13 protein-coding genes are annotated in these 15,739 nt (G+C 67.3%); 4 read left to right on the top strand and 9 right to left on the bottom strand.

The features are described 5' to 3' along the window. Window positions 1-19: 19 nt before the first annotated feature. Entirely contained in the window at window positions 20-463 is a 444-nt protein-coding gene (locus tag LZD57_RS12050) for an RNA-binding S4 domain-containing protein (RefSeq protein WP_233718742.1), read from the bottom strand. Then, entirely contained in the window at window positions 453-3,893 is a 3,441-nt protein-coding gene (locus LZD57_RS12045) for a helicase-related protein (RefSeq protein WP_233718741.1), read from the bottom strand. Before LZD57_RS12045 ends, LZD57_RS12050 begins: the two co-directional genes overlap by 11 nt. Window positions 3,894-4,532: 639 nt before the next feature. Between LZD57_RS12045 and LZD57_RS12040 the strand changes: the two genes are divergently transcribed. Further along, window positions 4,533-4,784: a type II toxin-antitoxin system Phd/YefM family antitoxin gene (locus LZD57_RS12040; RefSeq protein ID WP_233718739.1), complete on the top strand. Its 252-nt coding sequence runs from the start codon at window positions 4,533-4,535 to the stop codon at window positions 4,782-4,784. Continuing rightward, the gene (locus LZD57_RS12035; protein ID WP_233718738.1) at window positions 4,781-5,209 is read left to right on the top strand and encodes a type II toxin-antitoxin system VapC family toxin; all 429 of its coding nucleotides are present in this window, start codon (window positions 4,781-4,783) and stop codon (window positions 5,207-5,209) included. Before LZD57_RS12040 ends, LZD57_RS12035 begins: the two co-directional genes overlap by 4 nt. Before the next feature lie 92 nt (window positions 5,210-5,301). On the opposite strand, the gene LZD57_RS12030 is transcribed toward LZD57_RS12035, so the two are convergent. The 7 genes from LZD57_RS12030 to LZD57_RS12000 all read right to left on the bottom strand — a co-directional run bounded on the left by LZD57_RS12030 (window position 5,302) and on the right by LZD57_RS12000 (window position 12,227). Next, window positions 5,302-6,243, bottom strand: a complete 942-nt coding sequence (locus LZD57_RS12030) for a glycine--tRNA ligase subunit alpha (RefSeq protein WP_233718736.1) — start codon at window positions 6,241-6,243, stop codon at window positions 5,302-5,304. Between the two features lie 162 nt (window positions 6,244-6,405). Beyond that, entirely contained in the window at window positions 6,406-8,349 is a 1,944-nt protein-coding gene (locus LZD57_RS12025; protein ID WP_233718734.1) for a putative bifunctional diguanylate cyclase/phosphodiesterase, read from the bottom strand. A gap of 206 nt (window positions 8,350-8,555) precedes the next feature. Next, complete coding sequence (locus LZD57_RS12020) at window positions 8,556-9,725, bottom strand: zinc-dependent alcohol dehydrogenase (RefSeq protein ID WP_233718733.1); 1,170 nt, start codon at window positions 9,723-9,725, stop codon at window positions 8,556-8,558. 144 nt (window positions 9,726-9,869) lie between these two features. After that, window positions 9,870-10,052: a hypothetical protein gene (locus LZD57_RS12015; RefSeq protein WP_233718731.1), complete on the bottom strand. Its 183-nt coding sequence runs from the start codon at window positions 10,050-10,052 to the stop codon at window positions 9,870-9,872. Window positions 10,053-10,180: 128 nt separating this feature from the next. Beyond that, the gene (locus LZD57_RS12010) at window positions 10,181-11,050 is read right to left on the bottom strand and encodes a S49 family peptidase (RefSeq protein WP_233718730.1); all 870 of its coding nucleotides are present in this window, start codon (window positions 11,048-11,050) and stop codon (window positions 10,181-10,183) included. Between the two features lie 111 nt (window positions 11,051-11,161). Beyond that, window positions 11,162-11,971 carry a tRNA1(Val) (adenine(37)-N6)-methyltransferase gene (locus LZD57_RS12005; protein ID WP_233718729.1) on the bottom strand — a complete coding sequence of 270 codons (810 nt, stop codon included), beginning with the start codon at window positions 11,969-11,971 and terminating at the stop codon, window positions 11,162-11,164. Between the two features lie 28 nt (window positions 11,972-11,999). Then, window positions 12,000-12,227 carry a putative signal transducing protein gene (locus LZD57_RS12000; protein WP_233718727.1) on the bottom strand — a complete coding sequence of 76 codons (228 nt, stop codon included), beginning with the start codon at window positions 12,225-12,227 and terminating at the stop codon, window positions 12,000-12,002. 347 nt (window positions 12,228-12,574) lie between these two features. Here LZD57_RS12000 and LZD57_RS11995 point away from each other — a divergent pair, with 347 nt between their 5' ends. Further along, window positions 12,575-13,591 carry a polyprenyl synthetase family protein gene (locus LZD57_RS11995; protein ID WP_233718726.1) on the top strand — a complete coding sequence of 339 codons (1,017 nt, stop codon included), beginning with the start codon at window positions 12,575-12,577 and terminating at the stop codon, window positions 13,589-13,591. Window positions 13,592-13,852: 261 nt separating this feature from the next. Continuing rightward, window positions 13,853-15,733: a tetratricopeptide repeat protein gene (locus LZD57_RS11990; protein WP_255699821.1), complete on the top strand. Its 1,881-nt coding sequence runs from the start codon at window positions 13,853-13,855 to the stop codon at window positions 15,731-15,733. Window positions 15,734-15,739: the final 6 nt, after the last annotated feature.

The following is a 15,739-nucleotide window of genomic DNA, read 5'->3' as shown; positions in this document are numbered from 1 at the left end:
CGTCCGAAGGCAGGGTGCGTTACGGATCGCCGCCCTTCAGACGGGCGAGCGCCCGCCGATCCTTCTTGGAAGGCCGCGGTGCATCCGCTTCCGGCGCCCTCGCCGCGGCAGCAGGCGTAGATCTCGGCGCCTCGTCACCATCTTCGCCGGACGCCGCCCGGATCGGCGCCGGCGACAGGTCCTCGTAGAGTCCGGCCGCCTCGCTCGCCGGGCCGCGCCTTGCGCCCGGCTGGCGGATTTTCAGCACGCGGACCGCGCGGGCATAGGAGATCGTCAGCGTATCGCCGACCCGCACCTGCCTCGCCGGATTGGTGATCTTGTCGCGATTGAGTCGCACGCCGCCGGAAAGGACGAGCTTCTGGGCGAGAGTGCGGGACTTCACGACGCGGGCGAAGAACAGCCACTTGTCGAGACGCTGGGCGCCCTTGCCCGCCGGGCCGTTCTCGTCCTCGTCAGCGTCCAAGCTTTTCCTTCAGGGCTGCCAGCTTGGCGAAGGGCGAATCCGGATCGATGCGCTGCGGCGCCTTGTCCCGTCGGCCGCCGCCGTCGTTCTTGTCGCGATGCGGGCCACGGTTGGAGCGATCCCCGAAATCCTGGCCCTTCTGGTCCGTGCCCTTACCGCCGCCCTTGCCGAAGCGCTGCGGCCGGCCTTCGCCGTCCTGGTTCTCGTGGCGACGGGCGAAACGCTGCCGCCCCTGGGAGGGGCCGGCCTCCGTCGCCGCCTCGCCCGGCTGACCCTGCCCCTGGCGTCCCTGTCCTGCGGCGCGTCCCCGGCGACCCTGGCGGTTCTGGCCGGGATTGCGGTCGCCGCGATGCGGCCGCCAGACCTGCACGATGCGCGGCTCTGCGGGCTCCTCGGGCTGGGCCGGCGCCTCTCCGCCCGCGGCCTGTTCCGGCGCAGCAGCCGGATCGGCAGCCGACGTCCCTTCCGGGGCGGGCCCGCTCGATGCCTCGGCGGCGACGTCGCCGCCTGCTGCCTCCGTCTCGTCGCCGGCCGAGACGGCATCCGTGGCGACCGGCGCCACGGCAGCCTCGACGACGGCTTCACCGGCGGCGCCGGCTCCATACTCGGCGGGGGTCGCGGCCGGCGTTTCGCTGGCCGGCTCCGGCTCTGACGCAGGCAGTTGCGCCGCATCCCCGGAAGTTGCCGGGGCTTCGCCATCCGTCGGATCGGCGCGGTCCGCAGCGGGGGCAGCCTCGTCATCATGCGCAGCGACGACGTCCGGCTGGCCCGCTTCGGGAGCTTCTGCGGCGACGGCTTCGCCCGCCTCACCCGCCGGCGCTTCCTCGCCAGACGCCTCGGGCGGCTGCGGCGCTGCGGCGCTGGCGGCGGCTTCGGCAGCCTTGCGCGCGGCCTCGGCCTTGTCGGCCGCGTCCTTGGCGGCGGCTTCCTCGTCGAGACGCGACAGCTCCGCCTCGACGGCGTCAGCCTGCATCGGCTGCGGCCGATAGCCGAGACCCTTGAGGATCTCGTCCATGTCGTCGGCGGTCGCGCCGAGGATCGACATCATCGCCGGAGTCACCAGGAACTGGGCGCCGTTGTAGCCGCCGTCCGGGCGCTTGCCGGTGCCGGGCTTCCAGCCGAGCGCCGGCCGGATGAGATCGGCGAGACGCTCCAGAATGTCGACGCGCACCGCCCTGCGGCCGAGCAGCCTGTAGCCGGCGAGCTTGTAGAAGATCGGATCGTAGGCCGTATCGGCGACGGCCGAGGTCCGTCCGGTCGAAAGCAGATGCGTCACGTCGCTGAAGCCCGGCCGGTCGCGGCCGTCGTTCTGGATCGCCCAGAGCAGCGTCAGGAGGCTGGCCGGGGCCGGCTTGATCAGCGTCGGCACGAAGATGTGGTAGGCGCCGAACCGGACGCCGCAGCGCCGCAGGGCGGCTCTCGCCGCCTGATCGAGCCCGCGCACTTCCTCCGAGACGTCGCGGCGCTGCAGGATGCCGTATTCCTCGACGAGGCGATAGGCGAGCCCGCGGGCGACGCCCTCGAGGCCCTCGCCCTGCTTCAGATCGGCGAGCGGCTTCAGGATGGTGGAGACCTGATAGGTGACGAATCGCTCGAGCCGGGCCGAGACCATGTCCCGCGCCGGGCCGGTCAGCTGCTCGTCGGCCAGCACGACGATTCGCGGCTTGAGCGGATCCTCGCCCCCCGTCAGCGTCGCGACCGGCGCACCGAGCCAGCGGATCAGCCCGTCGGAGCCGAGCGCCAGATCGCCGTTCGGAGCATTGGCGAAGCGCTCCGCCCGCTTTTCGAACTCGCCGGCCAGCGCCTTTTGCGCAGCCGTGCGGACGGCCCGCCCGTCCGCGCCCTCGGCTTTCGTGTCGGGCGAGAAACGGAAACCCTGCAGTTCGCCCACGGCGTGGCCCTCGACCGACACCGTACCGTCGCTGGCGATTTCTGCTTCCATGAACGCGTTCTCTCTCAGCCGCTTCATCAAGACGCTTGTCCTGCGGTCTACGAACCGTTTCGTCAACCTGTCGTGCAGGGCGTCGGACAGCCGGTCCTCGATGTCGCGAGTCTTTTCCTGCCAGTGTGTCGGATCGGCAAGCCAGTCCGGGCGGTGCGAAATATAAGTCCAGGTGCGGATTTCGGCGATGCGCTGGGACAGGGTGTCGAGATCGCCTTCGGTGCGGTCGGCCCGCCGCACCTGTGCGGCCATGTAGTCTTCGGACACATGGCCGTTGTCGGCGACGTCGGCGAAGATCGAGGCGATGATTTCGGCATGCTGGGCCGGCGCGATGCGCCGATAATCGGGAAGCTTGCAGGCCTCCCACAAGAGTTCGACGCGTTTTGCGCCCCGCGCCCGCCGGGTGATCTCCGGCAGGCGGGCGAGGAATTCCAGCGCCCGCTGGTCGACGGCCGGCAAAGCCTTCGCCAGGGCCTCGTTCGGCGGCGGGCGCTCCAGACTGTCCTTCAGCGCGTCGATGGACGCGAAATCGAGATCGCCGCTTCGCCACTGGACGACCTTCACCGGCGCGAAGCTGTGGGCTTCCAACGCCTCGACGAGTTCGTCCGGCAGCGGATTGACCTGGCCGGTCACGCCGAAGGTGCCGTCGCGCACGTGGCGGCCGGCCCGGCCGGCGATCTGACCGTATTCGGCCGCGGTCAGCTGGCGGTACTGGAAGCCGTCATATTTCCAGTCCTGGGCGAAGGCGACGTGATCGACGTCGAGATTGAGGCCCATGCCGATGGCGTCGGTGGCGACGAGATAGTCGACCTCGCCGGCCTGGTAGAGCTCGACCTGGGCGTTGCGGGTGCGGGGCGAGAGCGCCCCGAGGACGACCGCCGCGCCGCCGCGCTGGCGGCGGATCAGCTCGGCGATCGCATAGACCTCCTCCGCCGAGAAGGCGACGATGGCCGAGCGCCGCGGCAGCCGGGTGATCTTCTTCGAGCCGGCGTAGACGAGGTTCGACATGCGCGGCCGGGTCTGGGTGGACAGGCCGGGGATCAGCCGGGAGAGGACGCCCTGCATGGTGCCGGCGCCGAGCAGCAGCGTTTCCTGAAAGCCCCTGGCGGTGAGGATCCGGTCGGTGAAGGTATGGCCGCGTTCGAGATCACCGGCGAGTTGCACCTCGTCGACGGCGACGAAGGCGGTGCCGGGATTGCGCGGCATCGCTTCGACGGTGCAGACGAAATAGCGGGCGTTCGGCGGCCGGATCTTCTCCTCGCCGGTGATCAGCGCCACATGGCCGGCGCCGACCCGGTCGCAGACCTTCTGATAGACTTCCCGCGCCAAGAGCCTGAGCGGCAGGCCGATGGTGCCGGAGCCATGGGCGATCATCCGCTCGATGGCGAGATGGGTCTTGCCGGTGTTCGTCGGCCCGAGGACGGCCGTGACGTTGGCGTCGGCGGGGCGCGCCGTGGCTGAGGGCTGGGGAATTGTCAGTCGGTTCATGAGCCCGTCGATTGCGGAGCGCGTCGGCTGGCGAGAACACGGCTCTCGCTTGTGTGTCACCAACCTAGTGCGTTGGAAGCCAATGCAAAAGCCTCGACCGCGAAGCGAACCGAGAAGACGGCTTTCCGCGATCGCGGTTTAGACGCGTCAACGCTCCGTCAGGGCTTGCGCGTCACTTCGGTCGCGCGTCCCGCTTTCTCCGACGTTTTCCAAACCCCTTCTGAACCGCAATCGACAGCCACCTTCTACGCCTTCCATCCGGGCTCGGACGGGGCGACTTCCGCGGCTGGTTCGCTAGAGCGAGATAAAATGAGCTTCGCTCATCGTCCCGCTCCATCTTTCTGTTTGCGCATGATCTTTTCCGAAAACCGGTTCCCACTTTTCGGGATCATGCTCTATTGCGATCGAGACGTCCTACGATCTGAGCATCGAGAGCCTTTCCGCCGACGTTCCCCGGAAGGGCCCGTGCGCTACGGCCCATGGTACCCTTTCCCGACATCGCGAGCTCGGACGAAGATCAGCGGGACTTGCCCGTAACGCTGCCGGGCTCCAAGCTCCGGTGGCGCCACCGCGTGGGTCTGAGCTTCTTGACCAGCTCAATGTAGTAACCTATTTTTTCGTTACTACAAGGAGGCGGTCATGACCACGATCTCGTCGCGCGAACTCAATCAGGACATCGGAGCAGCAAAGCGCGCCGCCGCCGTGTCGCCGGTCGTCATCACAGATCGGGGCAAGCCCGCCTTCGTCTTGATGACCCACGAGGAATTTCGGCGGATGAGTGGCGAGAAGGCCGGCCCCACCATGCTCGATCTCCTCGCCAGCGAGGACGCCTCCGGCATCGACATCGACTTCGAGCGCCCTGCCCCGGCTGGCCGGCAGGTCACGTTTTGACGACATACCTCGTCGACACGAACGTCCTTTCGGAAGCGCGCAAGGGGCGTCGGGCCGCTCCGCTGGTGCAGCGGTGGTTCGTGGAGGTGCCACAGCGTGCCTTCTTCCTGTCGGCGTTCACCATCATGGAAATCCGGAGGGGCATCCTTCGGCTCAAGCGCCGCGCGCCCGACGAGGCGGCAGTCCTCGACCGCTGGCTCGCCGGCAACGTCCTGCCTGCCTATGACGGCCGAATACTGCCGTTCGGCGCGACGGAGGCGCTGCTCTGCGGCGCGATGCAGGCCGAGGCAGCCACCGAGAGCTATGACAGCCTGATTGCCGCGACGGCCGCAGTCCACGGCCTCGTGGTACTCACCAGGAACACGCGGGATTTCCGCTTTCCCGAGATCACGGTCATCGATCCGTTCGTGCAGGGTCCGGGCTAGGCGTCAGGCAGCACCCGGGCCAGGGCCTCAAGCCATTCCCGCGCTGGGCGGCAGGCGGCAAAATCCCGCGCGACGATCGTCGCAATGGACGATCAGCCCTTCCAGTTCGCCCCACCGGCATCCGTCAGCAAAAACGCCTCGCCGCAGGCCTTGGCGAGGTTCCGGACGCGCAGGATGTAGCTCTGGCGCTCGGTCACCGAGATGACGCCGCGGGCGTCGAGCAGGTTGAAGACGTGGGACGCCTTGATGCACTGGTCGTAGGCCGGCAGGACGCATTTGTGCAGGCCGCCGGCTTCCGCCGGGGCGCCGAAGGCCAGCACTGCCTTGCACTCGTTTTCCGCATCGATGAAGTGCTGATGCAGGATCTTCGTATCGGCGATCTCGAAGTTGAAGCGGGAATATTCCTGCTCGGCCTGCAGGAAGACGTCGCCATAGAAGACTTTCTCGGCCCCCTCGCGGCCGTTGAAATTGAGGTCGTAGACGTTGTCGACGTTCTGGACGTACATCGCCAGACGCTCAAGCCCGTAGGTCAGCTCGCCGGCGACGGGCGCGCATTCGATGCCGCAGACCTGCTGGAAGTAGGTGAACTGCGAGACCTCCATGCCGTCGCACCAGCACTCCCAGCCGAGGCCCCAGGCGCCGAGCGTCGGGCTCTCCCAGTCGTCCTCGACGAAACGGATGTCGTGCAGGCCGGTGTCGATGCCGATCGCCTTTAAAGAGCCGAGATAGAGCTCCTGCAGGTTCGCCGGGTTCGGCTTCAGGATCACCTGATACTGATAGTAGTGCTGCAGCCGGTTGGGGTTCTCGCCGTAGCGCCCGTCCTTCGGCCGCCGCGACGGCTGGACGTATGCGGCATTCCACGGCCGCGGACCCAAGGCCCGCAGCGTCGTCGCCGGATGGAAGGTGCCGGCGCCGACCTCCATGTCGTAGGGCTGGAGCACGACGCAGCCATAGTCGGCCCAGTAGCGATGCAGCGTCAGGATCAGCGCCTGAAACGAGCGGCGCGGGTCCATGTGGGGGGCGATGTCTGACATGATGGGGCGGTCCGGCATGAGCCCGCGCGGCTGGACGCGACGGGCGAAAAGGGGTCGGACGCGAGTTGCCACGGGGGCGGGAGGCCGGTCAAGGCTGAGGCGACGGCGGGCGGCCGCGGGGGTTCGATCGTTGCCGAGGAATCGTCCGGGCCGGAAGCATGATCAGGCTTTTGCCAGCCGTTGGTCCGGCAGTCCCCTGCCCTGCACCAGAACGACGAGCTCGTCGATCGGCAGTGGCTTGGCGAGCAGATAACCCTGAAAGAAGTCGCAGTCGATCGACTGCAGGAAGCGAAGCTGCGAGGCGTCTTCCACGCCTTCCGCGATGCATTGCATGCGCATCGACTTGCAGAAGGCGACGACGGCGGAGAGTAGCTCGCGCCCTTCGACATCGTCGGCGCCGGCGACGAAGCTTCTGTCGATCTTGACCTTGTCGATCGGCAGCCTGCGCAGATAGCTGAGGCTCGACTGCCCGGTGCCGAAATCGTCGAGAGCGATCTTGATCCCGAGCGAGCGAAGCAGCCGCATCGACGCCTCGGCGGCCTCGAAATCTCTGACGACAGCGGTTTCCGTCAGCTCCATGACGAGCCGGGACGGGTGAACGCCCGAGCGCCGCACGAGCGACATGATGGCGACCACCGTCTCGTGACAGGTGATGTCGTGCGCCGACAGATTGAAGGAGAGCATCACCTCCGCCGGAAGCCGTTCGAGGTGGGCAAGCGCCTTGCCGAGAAGCGTCAGGGTCAGGCGGTGCATGATGCCCGCCCGCTCGGCGAGCAGGATGAAGACGTCGGGCGCGACCGGGCCGAGTTCCGGGCTCGTCCAGCGCGCGAGCGCCTCTACGAACGCGACGGTCCCTCCGTCGATGCTGGCGATCGGCTGGAGATGGACCTCCATCTCTTCGTCGAGGTCGGCCACCTGAAGGGCCGCTTCCACGGCTCGTTCGGAGCGGATGCGCTGTTCGTGCTCGGGCGAGTAGAGTGTCGCAAAGCCGCGGCGCTCGCTCTTGGTCTTGTAAAGGGCGTAGTCGGCACAATCGTAGAGTTCGCGCGAGGTCCCCAAGACATCGTGCGTCGTCGCGATGCCGCAGGAGGCGCCGATCGAGACGGTGATGTCCTCCAGATGGAACGGTGCCGCGAGAGCCTGACAAACGTGTCCCGCGAGCGCCAGCGCCTTCGCATCGTCACCCTCGACCACGAAGGCGAACTCGTCACCGCCCAGACGCGCCACGAGCCCGTCGTGGTTTACGAAAATGTCCCGCAAGCGCTCTCCGACCGCACCGAGAATCTCGTCCCCGACCACGTGACCGAACGTGTCGTTCGCGGCCTTGAAGCGATCGAGATCGATGACGCCCAGGGCAAGCTCGCGTCCCGCCGTGCGACAGTGTCCAATTCTGCGGTCGGCTTCGGTGAAGAAGAGGCGCCGGTTCGGGAGCCCGGTCAGCATGTCGGTATGGGCGAGCTTGGTGATCTCCCGGTTCAATTTCTCGGTATGCACCTGGGTTCGGATCAACATCGCGAAGCCGTCGAAACTGTTGAGCAGGACGCGGATCATCACCAGCGTGACGAGGAGGATGTTGAAGCCGACGGCGGTATAGATCGCGTCGTCGGGCGAGACGTAGTAGGCAAGATAGGGGAGAGTGACGATGGCCGTGACCGACAAAGCGGCCTGGGGCAGATGCATCAGACAGAAGATGCAACCGATGACCGTGATCGCGATGAAGATCGCGACGTGACTTTGCTGATGCTCGTTCCCGTACCGGCTGAGCTGCAGCGACCACGAGATGTAGGCGACCGCGATCACGGATCCCAGGATCGTGGTGCGCTTCAAAGCCCGGATCGCCTCCTCTTCGCTGACCCTTGCCACAGGGGAAATCAGCCATTTCACCAGGCGAACGACGCTGACCGTCAGAAGCAAGGCCGGAACCCAGACCGTCATCCACTCGGGCGCGGTGCCGTGATGAGTATAGGCGACCGCCAAGGCATTCACGCTGAGCAAAGCGTAGAGGAGCGGAATCTGCCGCTGCAGCTCGCGGAACTGTGCCACGGCGAGCCCGGGCTGTACGGACCGAAAAGTGAGCCAGTCGACGGACTTCTTGAGAACGAGCACGTTTGCCTCCGCAACGAATATATCATTACGCAAGCAGCATTAAGCCGAAGTTAGCTCGGCGGATTTCGCGTGATTCTGGGTTCCCGGCGCGAAAACGCTCGTCCAATGCGAATGTCATTCCGTCGAGGCACAAAAAGCCGGGCGGCCCGAAAGGCCCGCCCGGCTTCGTCTCCAGATCATCCCATGCGTGGTCGTCGCCGCCTCGGTTACGGCCGCAGCACCACCTTGGTGCAACCGTCCTTCTTGTCACGGAAGGTCTTGTAGAGTTCCGGCCCGTCTTCCAGCGTGCCTCGGTGCGAGATGAAGGAGGTCGTGTCGAACTGGCCCTCCTGGATACGCACCAGAAGGTCGTCGGCCCATTTGTTCACATGGGTCTGGCCCATCTTGAAGCTCAGGGATTTGTTCATCGCCGCGCCGAAGGGGATCTTGTCGACGAGGCCGCCATAGACGCCCGGCACGGAGATCGTGCCGCCCGGCCTGCAGACATAGATCATCTCGCGCAAAACGTGCGGCCGGTCGGTCTCGGCCATCACCGTCTGCTTGGCGCGATCGTAGAGATGCTCGATCCCGTAGCCGGAATGGGCCTCCATGCCGACGCAGTCGATGCAGCATTCCGGCCCCTTGCCCTGGGTGAGGTCGTTCAGGCGCTCGACCGTGCTCTCTTCCTGAAAATTGATGGTGATCGCGCCCATCCGCTCGGCGATGGCCAGGCGCTCCGGCACCTCGTCGATGACGACGACCTGCTTGGCGCCCTGGATGATCGCGCTCTGCAGGGCGAAGAGGCCGACCGGACCGGCGCCCCAGATCGCCACCGTGTCCGTCGGCTGGATGTCGCAGTTCTTGGCGCCCTGCCAACCCGTCGGCAGGATGTCGCCGAGAAACAGCACCTCCTCGTCGGTCATGCCGTCGGGGACCTTCACGGGGCCGACGTCGGCGTAGGGAACACGCACATATTCCGCCTGCCCGCCGGAATAGCCCCCGGTCAGATGCGAATAGCCATAAAGGCCCGCCGTCGTGTGGCCGAACATCTTGGCGGCGGTGTCGGCATTGCGGTTGGAGCGCTCGCAGACGGAGAAGTTCCCGCGCCGGCACTGATCGCATTCGCCGCAGACGATGGTGAACGGCACGACGATGCGGTCGCCGACCTTCAGCTTCTTCGTGTCGCGGCCGACCTCCATCACCTCGCCCATGAATTCGTGGCCGACGATGTCGCCCGATTCCATGCCGGGCATGAAACCGTCGTAGAAATGGAGATCCGACCCGCAGATCGCGCAGGCCGTGGTCTTGATGATGACGTCGCGGCCGTCCTCGATCTCGGGATCGGGGACGCTTTCGCAGCGCATGTCGTGCTTGCCGTGCCAGGTGATGGCTTTCATCGCGGATACTCCGTGAGATTCGAGCGTGTGCCTCGCCAATCTCGCGGAGAGCGGTCTGTTCCAAGCTGTTAGCCGCCTGCTTGCGCAGGCAGCTAAGGGTTGCGCCCCTGTGGGCGGCCTGGTGCCCGTCGCATTCGCGGGACGTCAGTCCTTGCGGACGCGGTATACGCCGTCCGGCCCGCGCACGAGCGTGCCCTGGGCGCCGTTGCGCACCTCCGCCTCGGCCTGACGATTGCGCTCGGACACCTTCTCGGCATCCTTCGCCATCTGCTTGTAGCCGAGCCAGGCAGCGGCTCCGACGAGGCCCAGGAGTATGAGCTGGGGCATCGCTTCGATCATCTCCAAAACACACCTTCCGGCAGCATTATGCGCCTTCGCCGCCATGCCGGCAATTCACCATCTGCGGCATCTTCGCCTAACTGCCGCGGAGCCTCCGCGAGCGGAGGCAACGCTCCTCAGAGCCCGAATCGCGCCCAGATCGCCCGTTCCTCGAGTTGGGCGAAGATCCGGTCGGCCACGCCCTCGCCGATCGCGGCGAGGGCGCCATCGGTCCCGGCGCTGATACCCTTCGGCTTGCGGCCGAACAGCGATCGCCCTTGGCTGATCAGGTCCAGTTTCACGGTCTCGCCATAGCGCAGCCGCAGGGTCTCGCGGATGTCGCCGAGAGCGTCGACGAGGCCGAGGTCCAGCCCGCGCTTGCCGGACCAGAAGAGACCGGAGAACATCTGGTCGTCCTCGACGAGCTTTGCCCCGCGTCGCGACTTGACGAGATCGATGAAGGTGTCGTGCACCTCGAGCTGCAAGGCTTTCAGATGCGCCACGTCCTCGGGCTTTTCCGGCTGGAACGGGTCGAGCGTCGCCTTGTTCTGCCCGGCGGTGTGGACGCGCCGCTCGATGCCGAGCTTGGCGATCGCCTCGACGAAGCCGAAGGACCCGGAGACGACGCCGATCGAGCCGACGATCGAGGACGGGTCGGCGATGATCTCGTCGCCGGCGCAGGCGATCATGTAGCCACCAGAGGCCGCGACGTCCTCGACGAAGACGAGCACGGTCTTCTGCTTTTCTTCGGCCAGATCGCGGATCCGCTTGAAGATCAGCCGCGACTGCACCGGCGAACCGCCGGGCGAATTGACGACGATGGCGACGGCCGGGGCGGCCTTGTCGCCGAACGCCTTTTCGAGCAGCGGGGCGGCCGTCGCGATCGACAGACCCTGACGGAAGGGCGAACTGGAGGCCGCGATCATGCCCGAGAGCTTGACCACCGGAATGGTGACGCCCTCCCGGCGAAAGCGCTTCGGGAGGAGTTTCTTGAGCGGGTTGGCCAAGGGATGCCTTCGGGTGCGGTTCGTTTTCAGGTCCCGGTGCATTTAAGCACTCCCCGCCGCTTCGCAATCGCGCGCCTTCCCGACGCCCGCCGGCGCCGCGTCAGGGCGGCTTCACATCTCGGCGAGGGGCAGCGTCGCAATGCCGCGGGCGATCTTTCCGGACAGAGCCGTCGGCCCGCCGGCGCCGTCGTCGAGCGCGATCCCTTCGAGCAGCCGCAGCGGCGCGCGCGTTCCCTTCCTCGCGGCGACGACGACGCGCTCGGCCGGCGCACCGGCCCGGCCGTGGACCGGCAGGACGGTCGCCTCGCCGAAGCGGGGTTCGATCGCTTGCAGGACCTCGCCGAGGCGGTCGGTCCTCAACACGGCCACCAGCCGACCTTTCGGCGCCAACAGCGCGGCGGCGACGGCGAACCAGCGGCCGAGCGACATGCCGTCCGCGGGAAACAGCGCCCGCTCTCTCACCGGATCCGGCGGCCGGCGGTGGTTCGCCGGGTGAAAAGGCGGGTTGGTCAGAACGAGATCGAAGGCCGAATCGCCGAGGCCCGCCGCTTCGCGCGACGGGCGGCCGCTTCCGATGTCGATTTCGGCGACGGCGATCCGTCTCGCCAGATGCGCGTTTTGCGGCAGGGCGAGCGACTGTCGGCAGAGCGACGCCATGATCGGCTGGGCCTCGACGAGCGCCACCGAAGCCTCCGGTGCCCGAAGCGCCGCGCCGAAGCCGACGACGCCCGAGCCGGCGCCGAGATCGGCGATCCGGCCGGCGAAACCGGGGGCGACGCAGGCGCAGAGCAGCATCGCGTCGAGGCCGGAGCGATAACCCCAGCCCTTCGGCTGGAACACGGCGAAGCCGCCGTCATGAAAGGCGTCGAGGCGCACGGGACGCCCGTCGATCGTCGAATCGCCAGTGGGATCGGCCGCCATCACATGCAGGTTCTCCGTCGGGCCCGTATCAGTCGGCCACGGAAATCTCGTGGCCGAGATCGGCATCGCGCAGGAGCCGGCGCGCCTGTTCGAGGCGCTCGGGATCGACGAGGACGCGCCGTGGCAGGACGCCGATCGAGCCGTCTAGAATGCTCATGTGGGCGTCGGCGACGAAATGCAGGATCTCGGCATCGTTGAGCAGGGCGTCGACGAACGAGATCAGCACCGCGTCGTTCGATCGCATGAGTTCCTTCATGAAGCATCCTTTCGCCGGCGGCGTTCAGCCGCCCTGTGGATCGGCCGTCATCTTTTCGCTCACACAACGTGTTGTCGAGGCGAAAGTGCCGCAGCGCCGACCGCTCGGCCGGTGAGCGTCGCGAGAAGGCGGCGGCATGGCCGACCGGTGCGGCAATTTCGGTCCCGGGCCGCGCTTCGAATGGACGCGCGGCGCGAAGATGCCATCTTGGCGAACAGGGACGCCACGCGCCGCACGCCTGCGGTGGGCTTGGACGAAGCCGCCGGAACCGCCCTTGCGGGGCGCCGCGCCCTCGGCCTATTGCAGCGCAGAATTTGCTCTGCGGAGAGCTCGAACAACGGAGAAGCATGGTGAGCCTGGCCATCCGCGCCGCACAGCGGCAGACCCGCGGGTCGATCGATCCGATCCTGGCGCTGACCAAGGCCGACATGGCCCGGGTCAACGATCTCATCCTCGCCATGGCCGGCTCGAACGTGACGCTGATCCCCGAGATCGCCGAACATCTGATCTCCTCCGGCGGCAAGCGGCTGCGGCCGATGCTGACCATCGCCTCGGCGCTGGCGCACGGCTATGACGGCGCCGATCACGTCAAGCTCGCCGCCAGCGTCGAGTTCATGCACACGGCGACGCTGCTCCATGACGACGTCGTCGACGAGAGCGACATGCGACGCGGCAAGAGCACGGCGCGGACCATCTGGGGCAACCAGGCGAGCGTCCTCGTCGGCGACTTCCTGCTCGGCCAGGCCTTCAAGACGATGGTCGAGGTGGGCTCGCTGGATGCCCTGGCGATCCTGTCCGCGGCGTCTGCCGTGATCGCCGAGGGAGAGGTCTGGCAGCTCGCCGCGGCCAAACAGATGACCACCAGCGAGGCGGACTACCTCGCCGTGATCGACGCCAAGACCGCAGCCCTCTTCTCCGCGGCCACCGAGGTCGGGCCGGTGCTCGCCGACAAGGGAGAGGAGGAGCGCGCGGCGATGCGCGACTACGGCCGCTCGCTCGGGCTGGCGTTCCAGCTCGTCGACGACGTCCTCGACTATCGCGGCTCGCTCGCCGATCTCGGCAAGAACACCGGCGACGACTTCCGCGAAGGCAAGATCACCCTGCCCGTCATTCTCGCCTACGCCAAGGGCGACGTGGCGGAAAAGGCGTTCTGGCAGAGCGCGATGGAGAGCGGCGAGAACGACGACGCAGCGCTCGCCCGGGCCAAGGATCTCTTGCAGCGCCACGGCGCGCTCGAGGCGACGATCGAGCGGGCGCGAGGCTTCGGCGAGGAGGCCTTCCGCGCCGCCTCGACGCTGCCGCCTTCGCCGGCCCGCGAGGCGATGCTGGGCGTCGTCGACTTCTGCGTCGATCGGCTGAACTGAGGGGTTCGCAGACCGCGCGGGCTCGAAGGACAAGGGCCCGCGGCCACGTCGCCGTGATCGCCGGCCCTTGTCGCGGGGCCCGTCGCATTGCGGTCAAGGTCTTTGTGCAACACGCCGAAGAGACTTGCAAATTGCTGCGAGTTCGCGTCACTTCGCGAGCCATCCGGGCTGCCCCGACCGCGGCATCTTGCAAGGAAACCGCACCGGCTCTGCCGGAGGAAAGGATCCATCGTGACGCTTTCGCGCCTCTTCACCACCTTGATGGCGTCGGCCGTGATCGTTCTCGCAGGGAGCGGGGCGGGCCGTGCGGCCGGCCAGGACGGGATGCCGGACCTTCCGAAGGCGCCGGTCGAGACCGCCGGCTCGCTGTCGGGCGCCTATCTCGCCGCCAAGACCGCCCAGGCTTCCGGCGATCTCGACGCCGCGACCGATTATTACACCCAGGCCCTGTCGATCGATCCGACCGCCGAAGCGCTGCAGCAGGACGCGATGTTCGCCTATCTGGCGGACGGACGGTTCAAGGACGGCGTCGACCTCGCGGCCAAGCTTCGCGACGATGCGAACGTCGCCAAGGTGGCGCGAATCACCCTCGGCGTCGATGCCCTGACCAAGGGCGACTTCGAGGCCGCCATCGCCGAGTTCGACGTCGTCAATCCGACCGATCTCGACGCGCTTCTCCTCGCCCATCTGATGGCCTGGGCGGAGGTCGGCGCCGGCCGGGTCGACGAGGCGCTGTCGCGGATCGACCAGAGCACCGGCGCGCCCTGGTATGCGATCTTCAACGCCTATCAAAAAGGCCTGATCGCCTCGCTTGCCGGCCGGCCGCAGGTGGCACGCAAGGTGTTGTCGGACGTGGTGGCGGATCAGACCCTCGCCCGTACCTCCCCCGACGCCTATCTCGGCGCCGCCGACGCGCTCGCCCGCCTCGAGACGCGCGAAGGCGACAAGCAGGCTGCGCTGAAGGCGGTCGATGCCGGGCTCGCCGTCGCGCCGAACTATACGCCGCTGACCTTCCTGCGCGATCGGATCGATCGCGGCGAAACGATCGAGCCCGCCGCGGCCTCCGTACAGGAGGGCGCGGCCGAGAGCCTCTACGTGCTCGGCCAGGCGATCAACCGCGGCGACGGACGCGACGTCGCCCTCCTCTATTTCCAGCTCGCCAGGGCGCTGTCGCCGCGCAGCCCGGCCCTCCTGACGGCGCTCGCGGGGATTGCCGAGCAGGCGAACCAGCTCGACCTCGCCATCTCCTACTACAAGGAGATCCCGGAGAACTCTGCCTTCCGCCGGACCGCCGACCTGCAGATCGGCCTCGATCTCTGGTATGCCGAAAAGAAGGACGAGGCGAAGCGCCATCTCGAACGGGCCGTCCGCGACTATCCCGACGACGTGCGCGCCCATACCGCGCTCGCCGACGTCCTGTCCGCCGACAAGCAATATGCCGAGGCCGCCGGCGCGCTCGACAAGGCGGTCGAACTCGCCAAGGCGGACGACGCTGAGAACTGGAACCTCTACTACCAGCGCGGAATCGCCTACGAGCGGCAGAAGATGTGGGACAAGGCCGAGCCGGACTTCAAGAAGGCGCTGGAGCTTTCGCCCGACCAGCCGCAGGTCCTGAACTATCTCGGCTATTCCTGGGTCGACATGAACCGGCATCTCGACGAGGGGCTCGGCATGATCAAGCGGGCCGTCGACCTTCGTCCCAACGACGGCTACATCATCGACAGCCTCGGCTGGGCCTATTACCGCCTCGGCCGCTACGACGACGCCGTCGAGCAGCTCGAGCGTGCCGTCCTGATCACGCCGATGGATCCGACGATCAACGACCATCTCGGCGACGCCTATTGGCAGGTCGGCCGCAAGCGCGAGGCGAAGTTCCAGTGGGAGCGCGCCCTCGTCGGCAAGCCCGAACCCGAGGCGGAGCAGCGCCGCGAGATCGAGGCGAAGCTGAAAGACGGCCTGACCGGTGCCGCATCCAGCGAAAAGGCCGACACCGGCACCGCCGAGACCCCGAAGCGGGCCGAGGCGGAAGCGACGTCCCCGACGACCGACCTTCCCGCAAAGCCAGCAAATCCCGCCGCCACACCGGCGAGCCCCACGCCGCCCGAAGCGGCGCCGGGCGCAGCTCCGACGACCACGAACTGACGGGGC

This window comes from Jiella avicenniae (genome assembly GCF_021390325.1).
Taxonomy (GTDB): domain Bacteria; phylum Pseudomonadota; class Alphaproteobacteria; order Rhizobiales; family Rhizobiaceae; genus Jiella; species Jiella avicenniae.
Note: the sequence above shows the minus strand (reverse complement) of the source record. Positions and strands in the feature narration are given on the sequence as shown.